The 15328-nt window shown below is 73.3% G+C and carries 15 protein-coding genes; 5 read left to right on the forward strand and 10 right to left on the reverse strand.

Features of this window, described 5'->3' with window-relative positions:
* The first annotated feature begins 441 nt into the window (after positions 1-441).
* Positions 442-1743 (forward strand): sensor histidine kinase, encoded by a 1302-nt coding sequence (locus tag ACQPZK_RS28610; RefSeq protein WP_433535869.1) that lies wholly within the window; start codon positions 442-444, stop codon positions 1741-1743.
* Between the two features lie 41 nt (positions 1744-1784).
* Positions 1785-2441, forward strand: a complete 657-nt coding sequence (locus ACQPZK_RS28615) for a response regulator (RefSeq protein ID WP_433535870.1) — start codon at positions 1785-1787, stop codon at positions 2439-2441.
* Here ACQPZK_RS28615 and ACQPZK_RS28620 read toward each other — a convergent pair.
* From ACQPZK_RS28620 to ACQPZK_RS28630, 3 genes are read right to left on the reverse strand one after another with little or no spacing between them, the layout of a single operon-like run.
* Positions 2422-3087 carry an HAD family hydrolase gene (locus tag ACQPZK_RS28620; protein ID WP_433535871.1) on the reverse strand — a complete coding sequence of 222 codons (666 nt, stop codon included), beginning with the start codon at positions 3085-3087 and terminating at the stop codon, positions 2422-2424. The genes ACQPZK_RS28615 and ACQPZK_RS28620 overlap by 20 nt on opposite strands.
* 25 nt (positions 3088-3112) lie before the next feature.
* Positions 3113-3367 (reverse strand): glutaredoxin family protein, encoded by a 255-nt coding sequence (locus ACQPZK_RS28625; protein ID WP_355050810.1) that lies wholly within the window; start codon positions 3365-3367, stop codon positions 3113-3115.
* On the reverse strand, positions 3357-4988 hold the full coding sequence (locus ACQPZK_RS28630) for an AMP-binding protein (RefSeq protein WP_433535872.1): 1632 nt from the start codon (positions 4986-4988) through the stop codon (positions 3357-3359). The genes ACQPZK_RS28625 and ACQPZK_RS28630 overlap by 11 nt, the downstream gene beginning before the upstream one ends.
* Positions 4989-5575: 587 nt before the next feature.
* Here ACQPZK_RS28630 and ACQPZK_RS28635 point away from each other — a divergent pair.
* From ACQPZK_RS28635 to ACQPZK_RS28645, 3 genes are all read left to right on the forward strand, one after another.
* Positions 5576-6529, forward strand: coding sequence for an ECF subfamily RNA polymerase sigma factor, BldN family (locus ACQPZK_RS28635; RefSeq protein ID WP_433535873.1), 954 nt, complete (start codon positions 5576-5578; stop codon positions 6527-6529).
* A gap of 289 nt (positions 6530-6818) precedes the next feature.
* The gene (locus ACQPZK_RS28640; protein ID WP_433535874.1) at positions 6819-7685 is read left to right on the forward strand and encodes a DUF5667 domain-containing protein; all 867 of its coding nucleotides are present in this window, start codon (positions 6819-6821) and stop codon (positions 7683-7685) included.
* 180 nt (positions 7686-7865) lie between these two features.
* Complete coding sequence (locus tag ACQPZK_RS28645; RefSeq protein ID WP_433535875.1) at positions 7866-8741, forward strand: HAD family hydrolase; 876 nt, start codon at positions 7866-7868, stop codon at positions 8739-8741.
* A gap of 3 nt (positions 8742-8744) precedes the next feature.
* Here the strand turns inward: ACQPZK_RS28645 and ACQPZK_RS28650 are convergent, their stop codons facing one another.
* The 7 genes from ACQPZK_RS28650 to ACQPZK_RS28680 all read right to left on the reverse strand — a co-directional run bounded on the left by ACQPZK_RS28650 (position 8745) and on the right by ACQPZK_RS28680 (position 15323).
* Positions 8745-9602: a lysophospholipid acyltransferase family protein gene (locus ACQPZK_RS28650; protein WP_433539343.1), complete on the reverse strand. Its 858-nt coding sequence runs from the start codon at positions 9600-9602 to the stop codon at positions 8745-8747.
* Positions 9603-9877: 275 nt separating this feature from the next.
* Positions 9878-10954 (reverse strand): NAD-dependent epimerase/dehydratase family protein, encoded by a 1077-nt coding sequence (locus tag ACQPZK_RS28655; protein WP_433535876.1) that lies wholly within the window; start codon positions 10952-10954, stop codon positions 9878-9880.
* A gap of 119 nt (positions 10955-11073) precedes the next feature.
* The gene (locus tag ACQPZK_RS28660) at positions 11074-11175 is read right to left on the reverse strand and encodes a 30S ribosomal protein bS22 (RefSeq protein WP_007465623.1); all 102 of its coding nucleotides are present in this window, start codon (positions 11173-11175) and stop codon (positions 11074-11076) included.
* A 214-nt stretch (positions 11176-11389) separates the two neighbouring features.
* Positions 11390-11599, reverse strand: a complete 210-nt coding sequence (locus tag ACQPZK_RS28665) for a helix-turn-helix domain-containing protein (RefSeq protein WP_007465625.1) — start codon at positions 11597-11599, stop codon at positions 11390-11392.
* A gap of 231 nt (positions 11600-11830) precedes the next feature.
* Positions 11831-13015: an ABC transporter permease gene (locus tag ACQPZK_RS28670; protein WP_433535877.1), complete on the reverse strand. Its 1185-nt coding sequence runs from the start codon at positions 13013-13015 to the stop codon at positions 11831-11833.
* The gene (locus ACQPZK_RS28675) at positions 13012-13944 is read right to left on the reverse strand and encodes an ABC transporter ATP-binding protein (protein ID WP_433535878.1); all 933 of its coding nucleotides are present in this window, start codon (positions 13942-13944) and stop codon (positions 13012-13014) included. Before ACQPZK_RS28675 ends, ACQPZK_RS28670 begins: the two co-directional genes overlap by 4 nt.
* On the reverse strand, positions 13941-15323 hold the full coding sequence (locus ACQPZK_RS28680; RefSeq protein ID WP_433535879.1) for an efflux RND transporter periplasmic adaptor subunit: 1383 nt from the start codon (positions 15321-15323) through the stop codon (positions 13941-13943). Before ACQPZK_RS28680 ends, ACQPZK_RS28675 begins: the two co-directional genes overlap by 4 nt.
* Positions 15324-15328 lie beyond the last annotated feature (5 nt).

A 15328-nucleotide genomic window follows, 5' to 3' on the forward strand; every position in this document is an offset into this window, starting at 1 on the left:
GACGTGCACAAATCGCGATCTTGCCGCTCCCGTACGCGACCCCACCTGCCCCTCCATTCCACAAGATCGATTGAGCGTCCGCCGCCCGCGCGATTATTGCTCAATCCCGACTTCTCTGACCAATCCCGCGCCACCCCCACCCCGCGCCACCCACCCCCGGCCCGCACCCCGCCCCAACCCCGCCCCGCACCCCGCCCCAACCCCCCGCGATCTTGCACTTTCTGTCGTCCCATATCGCCCGCACCTGCACAAACCGTCAACAGAAACTGCAAGATCGACGCGGGGGGTGGGGGCGCGGGGCGCGCGGGGCGCGCGGGAGGCGCGGGGCGCGCGGGAGGCGCGGGGCCCGCGGGAGGCGCGGGCGGGGTGGGGGCAGCACTACCGGGGAGAGGCCAGGCTTCGGGATGGGGGGTGGGGCGGCGGCTGCCTAGCCTTTGAGCCATGACCGCCCTTGCCGCCACCAGCGACCGGCAGCCGCTGGCACGGAGCATCCCCCGCCAACTCTTCGTCGACTCCGGGTACGTGCTGCTCGGCCTGCCACTGGGAGTGGCCAGCTTCGTCGTCCTCATCGCCGGCCTCTCGGCGGGCATCGGCCTGATGGTCACCGTGATCGGCCTGCCGATCCTCAGCGGCACCCTGTACGCCGCACGCGGGCTGGCCGACATCGAGCGGCTGCGGCTGCCCGCCGTGCTCCGGCAGCCCCGGGTCCGACCGCGCTACCGGCTGCCGGAGGCGGGCGCGAGCGCCTGGCGGCGGATCTTCCTGCCGATGCGCGACGCGCAGTCGTGGCTCGACCTGGCGCACGGGATCCTGCGGTTGATCGTGGCGCTGGCCACCTTCGTGGTGACCGTCGTCTGGTGGGGGATCGCGCTCGCCGGCTCGCTCTACTGGGCGTACGACTGGGCCCTGCCCCGCCCGTCCGACGGCGATCAGGACCTGGCGCAACTCCTCGGGCTGGGTGACTCGACCACCGCCCGAATCGGGCTGAACACCGCGGTCGGCGTGTTCTTCCTGATCACCCTGCCGATCGTGGTGCGGGGCTGCGCGCTGCTCCAGGCCAGCTTCGCCCGGGCCCTGTTGACCGGCGTGGCCGAGATGCGGGACCGGATCACCGTGCTGGAGGAGCAGAAGCGGGCGGCGGTGTCCGCCGAGGCGTCCGCGCTGCGCCGGCTGGAACGTGACATCCACGACGGCCCGCAGCAGCGGCTGGTCCGCCTCGCGATGGACCTGAACCGGGCCCGCATGCAGCTCGCCTCCGACCCGGAGGAGGCCGGCCGGACCATCGACGAGGCGGTCACCCAGACCCGGGAGACGCTTGCCGAGCTGCGGGCGCTGTCCCGCGGTATCGCCCCACCGATCCTGGTCGACCGGGGTCTGCCCAGCGCGTTGGCCGCGCTCGCCGGTCGCGGGCTCATCCCCATCGAACTGGAGGTCGACCGGCAGTTGGGCACCCGGGACGGCCGGCTCGACCCGGCGGTGGAGAACACCGCGTACTTCGTGGTGGCCGAGGCGCTGACCAACATCGCCAAACACAGCCGGGCCACCGAGGCCACGGTCGCCGTGGCCCGCCAGGGCACCCACCTGCAGGTACGGGTGGGCGACGACGGGCAGGGCGGCGCACACCTGGCGAAGGGGCACGGGCTGGCCGGCATCGCCGACCGGGTGCGGGCGGCCGGCGGTGAGCTGACCGTGGTCAGCCCGAACGGCGGCCCCACCGAGATCCGCGCCGAACTGCCGCTGTGAACCACCGCGATGACGGCCCCGACGTGGTAGACACCACACCCATGCGCATCGTGATCGCCGACGACGCCGTCCTGCTCCGGGAAGGGCTGGTACGACTGCTGACCGAGAGCGGGCACCAGGTGGTGGCCGCGGTCGGGGACGGCGACGCGCTCGTCGAGGCGGTGGTCGAGCACCGGCCCGACGTGTCGATCGTCGACGTCCGGATGCCACCGAGCCACACCGACGAGGGGCTGCGGGCGGCGGTGCGGGCACGGCAACTGGTGCCGCGTACGCCGATCCTGGTGCTCTCCCAGTACGTCGAGGTGTCGTACGCCGATGATCTGCTCGCCACCACCGGCGGCGCCGGCGGCGGCGGGATCGGCTACCTGCTCAAGGACCGGGTGGCGGCGATCGACGAGTTCCTGGACGCGCTGCGGCGGGTGGCGGCCGGCGGCACGGTGCTCGACCCGGAGGTGGTCGGTCAGCTCTTCGCCCGACGCCGCCGCGACGACCCGCTGCGCGAGTTGACGCCGCGCGAGCGGGAGGTGCTCGCGCTGATGGCCGAGGGCCGGTCGAACACGGCCATCGCCCGCACCCTGGTGGTCAGCGACGGCGCGGTGGAGAAGCACGTCCGCAACATCTTCACCAAGCTCACCCTCCCGCCGGACACCGAGCAGCACCGGCGGGTGCTGGCCGTCCTCACCTACCTGCGGAACTGACCACCCGGGCGGCCAGGGCCACCGCGTCGGTGAGGGTGTCGGCCACCGGGTGACCGGAGTCGCGCAGTCGGGCCGGGTCGGTGAACCCGCCGGTGTAGAGCACCGCCCGGCCGCCGACGGCGAGGGCAGCGTCCGCGTCGTCGATGGAATCACCGATGAGTACGACAGCGCTGCCGTCCACGCCCAGCTCGGCCAGGTGCCGCCGGAGCGACTCGACCTTGCGGTCGCCGCCGACCGTCGCCCGCAGTCCGTCGACGCGGGTGAAGTGGCCGGTCAACCCGTACGTGTGCACCGTGGGCACCAGCTCCTCGTGGAACCACATGGAGAGCAGGCTCTGGCTGCCCTCCCAGGCGGCCATCGCGGTCCGCGCGTCGGCGGCCAGCTCGCAGGTGGTCAACCCGTCGCGGTACGCGTCGTGGAAGATCCGGTCCAGCTGACCGAACGCCTCGTCGTCCACGGCCTGCCCGAGCACCTCGGCGTAGTAGTCGGCGATGGGCCGGCGAAAGCGCGTCCGGTGCTCGTCGGCGGTGACGACCGGGCCGCCCACGCTGGCGAACGCGACGTTGGTGGCGGCCACCACCAGGCTGAGGTCGTTGAGCAGGGTGCCGTTCCAGTCCCAGACCAGGTGGGGGTGCGCAGAGGTCACCCGAGCACCTTAGGCAGGCGGCCGGTCAGAGCTGCGGCGTGGTCAGGTCCCGCAGCAGCCGATCCTCCTCCACCCGCCAGTAACCGTGCTCCTTGCCGTCGAGCATCACCACCGGCAGCCGGTCCCCGTACTCCCGTTCCAGCTCCTCGTCGCCGGTGACGTCCCACTCGACCCACTTGTCGCCGGTGACCGCCACCACCCGGTCGAGCGCGGCCTTGGCGTCGTCGCACAGGTGGCAGCCGGGTCGGGTGATCAGGGCGAGCCGGGCGTCAGTGGCCATGGGGTACCTCCGTGCGAACGTCGTCGGCGGATGCGGGCGGACCGGCCGAGGTCGCCGACCGGAGCTGGGTCTTTCGTACCTTGCCGATCGCCGAGTGGGGCAGTGCGTCGACGAACTCGACGGCGGTCGGGCACTTGAACCGGGCCAGGTTCCGTGCGCAGTGTGCGAGCAACTCCTCGCCGCTGACCGACCGCCCCTGCGCCGGCACGACGTACGCCCGCACAGTCTCGCCGGTCCGCGGGTGCGGCACACCCAGTACCGCCGACTCGGCCACCCCGGGGTGGCCGGCGAGCACCAGCTCGACCTCGTGCGGATAGACGTTGAAGCCGTTGACCAGGATCAGGTCGCCGAGTCGGTCCACCAGGAACAGGTCTCCGTCGGAGTCGGCGTAGGCGATGTCGCCGGTGCCCCACCAGCCGTCGGCGTCCGGACCGTCGCGGCCGTCCGGCCAGTAGCCGTCGAAGAGGTTGGGGCCACGTACGACGATCTGCCCCGGGTCGGTGCCGGGGCCGGCGTCGGAGATGTCCAGCTCGTCCGTGTCGTCGTCCGGGACCGCCTGGCCGTCGCGCCACAGGTCGACCGAGTCCGGGCCGACCAGGCGCAGGTGGACGCCGGGTAGTGGTCGGCCGATCGAGCCGGTCTTGGCCACGTCGCCGACCAGGGTGGAGGTGAGCACCGGCGCGGTCTCGGTGAGGCCGTACCCGATGTGCACGGGGTGGCCGGACGCGGCGGTGAAGCGCGCCGCGACCCCGGGTTCCAGGGGCGCCGCGCCGCACACCGCCACCCGCACCGACGCGGTCGCCGCGCGGACCGCGTCGGCGTCGGCCCAGGCCAGGAACATCGACGGTACGCCGACCAGCACGCTGACCCGGTGCCGGGCGATCTCGGCGAGTCCCGCCGTCGGGCCCGCCTCGTCGAGCAGCACGCCGGTGGCGCCATGGTGGACGACGGCGCCGAGCCCCGTGTTGAGCCCGTACGCGTGGAACAGCGGCAGGGCCAGCAGCACCGTGTCGTCCGGGCCGACCACCGGCGGCTCGATGGCGTCGACCTGCTCGTGGTTGGCCAGCAGCGCGCGGTGGGAGAGCATCGCGCCCTTCGGCCGGCCGGCGGTGCCGGAGGTGTAGAGCAGTACGGCGAGGTCGTCCCCGCCGCGGCGGGCCCGGGGGCGCGGCCCGGGCTGCGCGGCGGTCGGCGGGGTGTCGTGCACGGCGGTGAGCGCGGGCAGGTCGGCGGCCACCTCGGCGACCAGGCCGCGGACCCGGTCGGTGCCGATCAGCAGTGACGCGCCGGAGTCGGCCAGCACGTGTCGCAACTCCGGGGCGGTGAAGCCGGGGTTGACCGGCACCGCGACCAGCCCGGCCCGCAGCGCGCCGAGCCACCCGATCACGAAGTCGGGAGTGTTCGGCAGGGCGATCGCCACCCGGGGCGGCGTGTCGCCCGGCTCGGTGGCCGGTACGGCGGAAGCCAGGCCGTAGGCGGCGGCGGTCACGGCGGCGTCCAGTTCGGACCAGCTCACCCTACGGTCCCGCCAGTGCAGCGCGGTCCGATCACCGTGGTCGAGAGCCGCCCGGTGGACGCGGTCGGCGAGGTTCGGCGGCGCATCTGCCGGGAAGTCCTGCACGGTGGTCGAGTCTGGCACAGCGGTGGTCGACTGACCACGCCCGACGACGCTCCGACGAGCGCCGGGCGAGGACCGGACGGCGTCCCGTCAACGGGACGCTCACCGTGCCACCGACGCACCGATCGAGTCCGGCTGATGGGACGACCGGCGCGCCCGGTCGGCGGTTCGGCCGAGCCGGCACGGCGGGTGGCGAGTGCCGCTCACCTGATCGGCCAATCTGCCGTCCGACCTGGCGATCCATCCTGGAACAACGGGTCGGCGGAAAGTCAAACGCACACGACGGACAACCGGTCCGGCACCGGTGTGACACAGCGGGAAATACTTCCGCCCTGTGTAACGGACTTGCCACGCGCGGGTGACGTTGGCCCTATTATCACTCGGGTCGGCTCACCCCATTTGCCGTGAGTCGACACCCCTCAGCCCGAGGAGGCCCCCGTGCCTGTGAGCGCATTGGACCAGCACCTCAAGGGGAACTGCCGCCCGTCGGCACACCCCGGAACAGTCCTGCCCGACCGGCTGCCCGGCCGGTCCGCACCGACGACCCGCAAACCGGCCCGCCCGGCGACCACTGGGACGGGGGCGGCGCGATGACCACCTTCGGATACGCGGAACGCCCCGCCGGCCTGACCGGCCAGACGCCCCGCTCGCAGGTCAACGAACGCCCGGCAACCCGCGCGCCGCTGGGCGATCCGCACGCCGCGCTGCGCGGCGAGGGCCCCGCGCAGCGGACCCGGAACCGTCCGCACACCAACGAGCCTCCACCGAGACCGGCGGTCCCCGGTGGCAACGCGATGCCCACCGGCGGTCGGGTCGCCGCGCCGACCCGACCGACCATGCCGTCGCAGGGCCGCCGCGCCGGCGACGCCCCGGCCGCGGCCACCGACCCGGCGGCGGGCGAGACGGCGGTGATCCCGGCGGTTCCGGCCGCCACGCCGACCACGCCGACCGGCTTCCCGAGCCGCCCGGACCCGTCCGACCCGGCCACCGAGGTCTGGACGCTTGTCGAGCGGGCGCAGGCCGGCGAGTCCGAGGCGTTCGGTCTCATCTACGACAGGTACGTGGACACCGTCTTCCGGTTCGTCTACTTCCGGGTCGGTAACCGTCAGCTCGCCGAGGACCTGACGTCCGACACCTTCCTGCGCGCCCTCAAGCGGATCGGCAGCTTCACGTGGCAGGGCCGCGATCTCGGCGCCTGGCTGGTGACCATCGCCCGCAACCTGGTCGCGGACCACTTCAAGTCCGGCCGGTACCGGCTGGAGGTCACCACCGGCGACGTGCTCGACGCCGACCGCGAGGATCGCGGCCCCGAGGGCAGCCCAGAGGCGGCGGTGGTCGAACACATCACCAACGTCGCCCTGCTCACCGCCGTGAAGCAGCTCAACCCGGAGCAGCAGGAGTGCATCGTGCTCCGGTTCCTGCAGGGCTTCTCGGTGGCTGAGACGGCCCGTGCCATGGGCAAGAACGAGGGTGCCATCAAGGCCTTGCAGTACCGGGCCGTCCGTGCGCTGGCACGGCTGCTGCCCGACGGTTTCCAACCGTGATTCACTAGCCGCACCGACGAGCGTCGATCACTGTCTGCGCAGCTCAGGGCGGTTCTCACTCGGTGACGCCGATCACTTTCTGTGATTTCCGCCCCGCCCGGCCCGTAACCCGTGCCCGGTCCGCCGCGTTTCTCCGGGTGCGACCGGTGGATGTCCCGGCAGGACCGGGGCACCGAGGTCCGCCCGGCAGGCCGGACGGCGCCTCACCTCCGTGGTGTCACAAACGCCGCCCGGTCGCCGTAGACCACGGCGGCCGACCGGCCGTGACCAGCGAGAGGAGGTGCCTGCGGTGGACAACGACCTCTTCTCCCGCCGGCGTGCCGAGCGCTTCGCGCAACTTCTCGACGAGGCCAACGGCGGCCGGCGGCACCACGTGCGGTCCCGGGTGGACGGCCAGTTGGCGCCGCTCGTCGCGGTGGGCCAGCGGATCAGCGTCGATCCCCCCGCTGTCGAGGTGGATCCCGACTTCCGCACCGGCCTGCGAGCGATGCTGCTCGCCACCGCCGAGCGCGAGGGCATCGGCACGACCCCGGCGACCGCCGAGCCGGCCGCGACCACGAGCCGTGGCTCGTTGCTGCCGGCGGTCACCGCCCGGCGGGCCCGGGCCCGGGGCGCCATCCTGGTCGGCATCGCCGCCGGCGCCATCGCCGTCTCCGGCATCTCCGCCGCGAGCGAGAACGCCGTTCCCGGCGACGCGCTCTACGGGATGAAGCGATCCACCGAGCGGGCGCAGCTCGCCCTGGCCAGCTCGGACATCAGCCGTGGCCAGCTCTTCCTGGACTTCGCCCGGACCCGGCTCGGCGAGGCGGCCGAACTGCGCGGCGACCGCATCGGCTACAGCGCCGTCCTCGACGACATGGACGCCGACACCCGGCAGGGCATCCGCCTGCTCACCGCCGCCGCCGTGCAGCGCGCCGAGCCGGCCAGTCTCGACGCCGTCAACACGTTCGTCGCCAGCCAGCGACGGGCGGTGAGCAACCTGCTCGACGGCGCCGGTCGGGCCGACCGGGAACGGACCCGGCGGTCGCTGGCCCTGCTGGACAGCATCCGGGAGCGGTCGGACGCGGTACGCGCCGCCATCGCGTGTGGCCTGCCGGCCCCGACCGGCAGCGACACGCTCGGCCCCACCCCGACCACCTGCCCCGGCGCGCGCTGACCCGCAGGGCGAAACCGGCACACGCCGGCCCGCCGGGCGAAGCCGCCACGCGCTGACCACCAAGCGAGACCGCACGACCGACCGGTCGTGGCACAGTTTCCTGTGCCCGGCCGGTCGACCGTCTGCTCCGGATACCCTCGCTGGAGGCATCGTCGTAGCTGCGGAAGGAGGGCACGTCGCGTGGCGCGCAGCCGCAAGGTGACGGTCAGCACCGACGTCCGGGGACACACCGCCGGTTGGGCGGAGACCGACCTCGCGTCGGTCACCCCGCCGGCACCGGACCCGACCGCCGCCGCCTTCTTCGACGTCGACAACACGATGATGCAGGGCGCGTCGATCTACTGGTTCGCCCGGGGACTCGCCGCCCGGAACTACTTCACGACGGCCGACCTGGCCCGCTTCGCCTGGCAGCAGCTCCGGTTCCGGCTGCTCGCGCGGGAACACGTGGGCGACATGTCCCAGGCGAAGGATGCCGCGCTGGCCTTCGTCGAGGGGTGGCGGGTCGACGACGTGGAACGCCTCTCGGAGGAGATCTTCGACGAGCTGATGGCCCCGAGGATCTGGGCCGGTACCCGCCAGCTCGCCCAACGCCACCTGGACGCCGGCCAGCGCGTGTGGCTGGTCAGCGCCGCCCCGGTGGAGATCGGCCGGGTGATCGCCGCCCGCCTCGGCCTGACGGGTGCGATCGGCACAGTGGCCGAGGTGCGGGACGGGGCGTACACCGGTCGGTTGGTGGGTGACCTCATGCACGGGCCGGCGAAGGCCGAGGCGGTCGCCCAGCTCGCCACCGTGGAAGGGCTGGACCTGACCCGCTGCGCGGCGTACAGCGACTCGTCCAACGACCTGCCGCTGCTCTCCGCGGTGGGCCGGGCGGTGGCGGTGAACCCGGACGGCACACTGCTGCGGCAGGCCCGCCAGCGCGGTTGGGAGGTACGCGACTTCCGAACCGGCCGCCGAGCCGTCAAGATCGCCGTACCGTCGACGGCGGCGGCCGGGCTCGTGGCCGGCGCGGTCACCGCCGGCCTGGCCCTCCAGCGTCGCCGCCGGCCCGGCTGAGGGTCACGGGCCGAACGGATCGGGTCGCCGTTCCAGCAGTGTGTGCAGGGTCTGCTGGATGGTCTCCCGCACCTGGTCGGCGAGGTTGAAGACGACCAGCGGATCGTCCGCCGAGTCGGTGAGGTGCGCGGTGGGGATCGGCGGGCAGAACTCGATCAGCCACTTGCTGGGCAGCGGCACCATCCCCAGCGGCCCGAGCCACGGGAAGGTCGGCGTCACCGGAAAATACGGCAGCTTGAGCAGTCGCGCGAGGGGCTTGATGTCGGCGAGCATCGGATAGATCTCCTCGCCCCCGACGATGGCGACCGGGACGATCGGGGTGCCGGTACGCAGCGCCGCCGAGACGAAGCCGCCCCGGCCGAACCGTTGCAGCTTGTACCGGTCGGCGTAGAGCTTGCCGATGCCCTTGAACCCCTCCGGGAACACGCCGACCAGGTCGCCACCGCCGAGCAGCCGCTCGGCGTCCGGATTGCAGGCCACCGTGCCGCCGGTCTTGCGGGCGATCTCCGACACCACCGGCATCCGGAACACCAGGTCGGCGCCGAGCAGGCGCAGGTAGCGGTGGGCCGGGTGCCTGTCGTGCAGGGCCGCCGACAGGATCAACGCGTCCAGCGCCACGGTGCCCGAGTGGTTGCCGACCACCAGGGCGGGCCCTTCGACGGGTACGTGCTCCACCCCGCTGACCTCGGTACGGAACCATTCCCGATAGAGCAGCCGCAGCAACGGATGGAAGACCGCGTCGGTCAGCTCCGGATCGAAGCCGAACTCGTCGACCTCGTAGTCCCCGGCCAACCGCCGACGCAGGAACGCCAGGCCGTTGGCGACCCGGCGGTCCCACTGGTCCCCCGGCCGATCCGCCACCTCCGGGGCGGTACCACCGCCCGCGGCCGGCACGCTCGCGCCGCCGGACGCCGGCACGCTCGCCGGCTCGTCGGTGGCCGTGGCGTCGACCGCGTCGGCGGTCTTACCCGCCGGATCGTCGGTCGGGGTGTCGACCTCGTCGCCGGGTGTCGCGGCGGGCGCGAGCCGGGCCGTCGGGCGGTGGCCGTTGCGCCGCGCCGGCTCCGCGTCCGGCACGGGCGGAACCGGCGGTACGTCGAACCGCCCGATCCCCTGCGGCTCCTGCCCCTGCCCGGTCATGACGTCCGCTCCCGCACCGCGGCACGGACCTGCCGGATCCCGTCCAGGACCACCTGTTCGGCGGCGGCCAATTGGCTCCGGCTGAGCACCGCCCTACCGTGGTGGGCGCGGATGAAGTCCTCGAACGCCTCGGCCGTGGAACGCGGCGTGAAGCCGTACTCCTGCTCGAGGCGCGTGGTGTCGACGACCCGGCCGTGCACGAAGAGATCGACCTGGTCGAGGCCGTATCGGCCGAACCCCATGCTGCGGGCCAGCGCCGCGGCGCCGGAGAGACCGGGCTCGAACACCGGCACGGCCACCCGGCCGGCCCGCCGGATCGCCTGGGACAGCGACAGCACACCCGGACCGGCGACGTTGTAGGTGCCCGGATGGTCTTCCACGATCGACCGGTGCAGCACCTCCAACGCGTCGTCGAAGTGCAGGAACTGCAACCGGGGATCGCGGCCGAAGACGGTCGGCACGAACGGCTGCGCGAAGTAGCGCGTCAGGGTCGTGTCGGCGGTCGAGCCGATGAACGGGGCGAAGCGCAGCACCGTCGCGGTCACGTCGGCCCGACGGCGGCGGAAACCTCGGACGTACCCCTCGACGTCGAGGATGTCGCGGCCGAACCCGCCGCGCGGCACCTCGCGCGGCTCGGTCTCCTCGGTGAACACCGCCGGGTCGCGGAACGACACCCCGTACGCGGCGGTCGACGAGCGGACCACGAGCTTGCGCAGGCGGGGCGCCCGCTGGCAGGCGGCGAGGAGCTGCATGGTGCCGATCACGTTCTGGTCCTTCATGGCCGACCGGCCACCGTGCTGCGGGTCGGGGGAGCTGACCAACGCGAGGTGGACCACCGCGTCGACGTCCAGGTCGGCGAGGAGCCCACCGAGCGAGCCCGGGTCGACGCGGATCCGCTCGACCCGGTCCAGCAGGTCGGTGAACTCGGCCGCCGGCTCCGGCGCGTCGACGCCGATGACCCGCTCGATACGCGGATCGGCGGCCAGTCGGGCCGCCACGTGGGCACCCAGGTACCGACCGACGCCGGTCACGACGACGACCCCCGGAGCACCTGGGGTGCTACCGGGGGTCATCTGACGCACCTACCCCGACAGGCGGGATCGAGCCGGGACGACCACGGCCTGATCACCTGAGCCTCCGGAGGTCGACAGTTTGGCAAGTGACGCGGGTGCCGGGCTGAGCCCGGCGACGGTCACTTGCCGAGACGGCGACGCTGGACGCGGGTCTTGCGCAGCAGCTTGCGGTGCTTCTTCTTAGCCATGCGCTTACGGCGCTTCTTGACCACCGAGCCCATACGACAGCCTTTCGATACAACGTGCGGGGCGGACCGGATGACACCACGCAGGTGGCGACGGAGACCGCATGCGGACAACGGACCGGACCAGTCTGGGCGGCGGGGCGCACCGGCGGGGTCTCGGTCGCGCTCCAGGGTAGCCGGAGAGCGTCAGCAGGACCAACGCGCCCCCGTCAATGACGCCTACCCGGCGCTCGATCGGCCGTGCGGTGGCTCAGGCGGTTTCCTGAAACGCGCCCCGCAGGTATTCGTGCACCGCGTGCTCGGGCACCCGGAACGACCGGCCCACCCGGACCGCGGTGAGCTCACCGCTGTGCACGAGGCGATAGACCGTCATCTTCGACACCCGCATGACCGTCGCCACCTCCGCGACGGTCAGGAACTTGACCTCCGACAGCCGTCCGTCGGACTGCGACCCGGCCATGGCTCACCGACCCATCCCATGCCCGGCGCGTGCCAACCCGACGGATGCTCCGGGCCGGGCGGCGACGCGCGTGTTACCAGTACGGTAGCGGGGCGGCTGTGACCGGCGCGATCCCTTCGTACAACTGATCATGTTTCGGTGGCCGGTTCACCCGATCCGGCCCGCCGTTATCTGCCCGGCTGGGTCCGTCGTCCGGTTGCTCACTCGGCGCGCAGGGCGACCACGGGCTGCTCACTCGGCGCGCAGGGCCACCACCGGGTCGAGCCGGCCGGCGCGCTGCGCGGGGACCACGCCGAAGACGATCCCCACCGCCGCCGACACACCGAAGGCCAGCGCCAACGACCACCACGTGATCGCCGCGGGGATCGGTGACAACGCGTCCACCAGCAGAGCGGTTCCGACGCCCAACGCCATCCCGGTCAGCCCGCCGATGGTGGTGAGCAGCACCGCCTCCAGCAGGAACTGCACGCCGATGTCGCGTGGCCGCGCGCCGACCGCCTTGCGCAACCCGATCTCGCGGGTCCGCTCGCGGACGCTCACCAGCATGATGTTGGAGACGCCGACGCCGCCGACGAGCAGCGAGATGCCGGCGATGGCGGCGAGCACACCGGTGAGTACGCCGAGGATGTCGCCGAGCACACCGAGGATCTGCTGCTGCGTGACCGCGCTGAACTCGGTGTCCGGGTGTCGGCGGTTCAGCTCGGCGACGATGCGTTCGCCCAGCTCGTCGATCCGTTCCCGGTCGGGCGCCTTGACGGCGATGCCGTCCACCCGCTGGGTGCCCCAGAGGCGCTGCGCGGCGGTCACCGGCACGTGCACCTCGTCGTCCCGGTCGACGCCGAGGCTCTGCCCGAGGGGCGCGAACACGCCGATGACCCGGAACCGTACGCCGGCGAGCGTCACCTGCTGGCCCAGCGGATCGCGGTCGGGAAACAACGCGCGGGCCACCGAGTCGCCGAGCACCGCGACCCGCCGGCTGGTGTCGACGTCCGTGCCGGTGAGGTAGCGGCCCCGGGCCAGCGACCGGGTGAACACCGTTGGCGTGGTCTCCAGCACACCCTGGACGGTGGTGAAGTCGGAGCGCGCGCCGGCCCGCGCGGTCGCCCCCGAGGCGACGGTGACCGCGACCCGCTGGGGATCGCCGACGACGCGGGAGACCGCGTCCGCGTCCTTGAGCGTCAACGGCGAAACCACCGGCGCGTTGCCCACCTCGATCTTGCCGGGGACCACCAGCAGCAGGTTGGAGCCGAGCCCTTCGACCTGCTGCTCCACCTTCTGTTTCGTGCCGGTGCCGATGGCGACCAGCAACACCACCGACGCGACACCGATGATCACGCCGAGCATGGTGAGCGCACTGCGCAGTCGGTTGGCCCGCAACGCGTCGAGCGCGACCCGCCACGCCTCGGCGACCCTCACGTCGTACCGTCCCCGGGCTCGCGCACGTCGGCCTCGACGCGCCGCCGGCCGGACACCCGCGCGTCGGCCTCCGCGGGGTCGCGCGGAAGGCGTCCGGTGGCTCCGGCGGCGCCACCGGAGCCACCGGACGGGTGCCCCGGGCCGCGTCCGGACACGGACCGGGGCTCCGCGCTGGGAGCGGGCACCAGTGTCTCAGGTCGACCGTGATCGACGGACGGCGGTCGATCATGGGCTCCGCTGGCGCTGTCCGCCACCACCACACCGTCGCGCATGGCGATCCGGCGCGCGGCCCGCGCCGCGACCTCCTGGTCGTGGGTGACCATCACCAACGCCACCCCGGACTCCGCGTTCAGCCGCTCCAACAGTTCCAGGACCGCCGCGCCGGTCACACTGTCCAGGTTGCCGGTCGGCTCGTCGGCCAGCAGCACCGTCGGCTCGGTGACCAGCGCGCGGGCGATGGCGACCCGCTGCTGCTCGCCACCGGACATCTGGTTGGGCCGGTGGTCGAGCCGGTGCCCGAGACCGACCCGGCCGAGCATCGCCGCCGCGCGCTCCCGGCGCTGCCGGGCCGACACCCCCCGATAGACCAGCGGCAACGCCACGTTCTCCACGGCCGACGTACGCGGCAGCAGGTGGAACGCCTGGAAGACGAAGCCGATCGTCTCGTTGCGCAGGGTGGCCATCTCCGGTGGGGAGAGGGCGTTGACGTCCCGCCCGCCCAGCACCAGCCGACCACCGGTCGGCCGGTCCAGACCGCCCAGCAGGTGCATCAACGTGGACTTGCCGGAGCCGGACGGCCCGACCAGCGCCACGTAGTCCCCCGCCTGCACGGTCAACGACACCCCGCGCAGCGCCTCGACCGACACCCCGTCGAGCTGGTACGTGCGCGACACGTCCACCGCCTCGATGGCCGGCGGGGTGTCGCTCACCGCACCTCCTGGCCGTCGCGCACCTGGTCGGTGCCCCGTACCACGATCCGGTCACCGGCCTGGACGCCGTTGAGGATCTGCACCAGGTCGGACCCCTGGACGCCCACGGTCACCGGCGCGCGGTCCGCCCTACCGTCGCGGACCACCCACACGGCGTCCCGGCCGTCGGCGGTGAAGACGGCCGAGGCGGGAACGGTCACCGCGTCGGCCGCCTCGCGTACGCGCAGGTGCACGATCGCGTTCATGCCGGGGCGGGGGGTGGGGGCGGGCTCGTCCTCGGCCAGCTTCCCCGCGCCCAGCGCGAGGCGTACGCGGTAGGTGACACCGCCCTGCGCCGAGCTGGTGGGGAGCACGTCGACCGAGCGCACCGTGGCGTCGTAGCTGGCACCGGTCACGGCGTCCAACTCGACGGAGGCCGTCACGCCGGGCTTGACCAGCAGCACGTCGGTCTCGTCCACGTCGGCGAGCAGCCCGAGTTGCCCGGTGTCCACGATGGTCAGCACCGGCGTGCCGGCGGTGACCTGACCGCCGACCACGACGGCGTCGTCGACCCCGGCCGGGGGACCGGCCTGGGCGGGACTGAGCGCGGACGGGGCGAGACCGGCACCGCCGGCCTGTTCCAGGAGCCCGGCCAGGCCGCCGTTCGTGCCGCCGCCGGCCCGGGTGCCACCCGGCTGCACCACCCCGGCGATCGGGGCGCGCAGGGTCAGCGCGTCGACGGTCGCCTTCGCCAGGTCGTACGCCTGCTGGGCCTGGAGCCGTTGCGCCGCGGACAGCGAGCCGACGGCGGAGTTCAACCCGCTGATCCCCCGTTGCACCGCGCGGACGGCGGCGTCGGCGCTGCGCGCGGCGGCGGCGTACTGCCGCTGGGCGGACGTCACCTGGGCCAGCAGCGCATCCCGCAACTGCTGGTCGGCGATCTTCTCGGCGGCCTTGCGGGCGGCGTCGAACGCCTCGTCGGCGGCCTTGTCGGTGCCCCGCCGACTGCTGGTCAGGTTGCCGGTGGAGACACCCCGGCCGGCGCGCTTGGCCGCGTCCAGCGCCTCCTTCGCCTGACGCAGGCGGGCCTGGGCCGACGGGGACGCGACCACGGCGAGCACCTGGCCCCGCTTCACCCGCTGTCCAGGCTGGACCCGAAGGCTGGCCAGGGTGCCGTCGGCGGGCGAGGTGAGGCTGGCGGCCGCGCGGGCCGTCACGGTCGCCGGGGCGTCGATCACCTCGCTGACCGGGTTGCGGGCCGCCGAGGCGAGCGCGACCGGCGGTTGGTCGTCACCGCAGGAGGCCGCGGTGGTGGCGGTGAGGACGGCGACGGCGGTCAGGGCGATGAGCAGGCGGGGCCGCGTGGCGCTTGCGGGCCTCGGCAGGTCGGGGCGGCGCACCCATC

This window comes from Micromonospora sp. CA-249363, assembly GCF_050950185.1.
Lineage (GTDB): Bacteria > Actinomycetota > Actinomycetes > Mycobacteriales > Micromonosporaceae > Micromonospora.

What these genes read in the sequence shown, in the direction of transcription:
- ACQPZK_RS28635 (WP_433535873.1), top strand. Translation starts at nt 5,576, where the DNA reads ATGACCACCTTCGGATACGCGGAACGCCCCGCCGGCCTGACCGGCCAG.
- ACQPZK_RS28665 (WP_007465625.1), bottom strand. Translation starts at nt 11,599, where the DNA reads ATGGCCGGGTCGCAGTCCGACGGACGGCTGTCGGAGGTCAAGTTCCTG.
- ACQPZK_RS28660 (WP_007465623.1), bottom strand. Translation starts at nt 11,175, where the DNA reads ATGGGCTCGGTGGTCAAGAAGCGCCGTAAGCGCATGGCTAAGAAGAAG.
- ACQPZK_RS28655 (WP_433535876.1), bottom strand. Translation starts at nt 10,954, where the DNA reads ATGACCCCCGGTAGCACCCCAGGTGCTCCGGGGGTCGTCGTCGTGACC.
- ACQPZK_RS28615 (WP_433535870.1), top strand. Translation starts at nt 1,785, where the DNA reads ATGCGCATCGTGATCGCCGACGACGCCGTCCTGCTCCGGGAAGGGCTG.
- ACQPZK_RS28610 (WP_433535869.1), top strand. Translation starts at nt 442, where the DNA reads ATGACCGCCCTTGCCGCCACCAGCGACCGGCAGCCGCTGGCACGGAGC.
- ACQPZK_RS28625 (WP_355050810.1), bottom strand. Translation starts at nt 3,367, where the DNA reads ATGGCCACTGACGCCCGGCTCGCCCTGATCACCCGACCCGGCTGCCAC.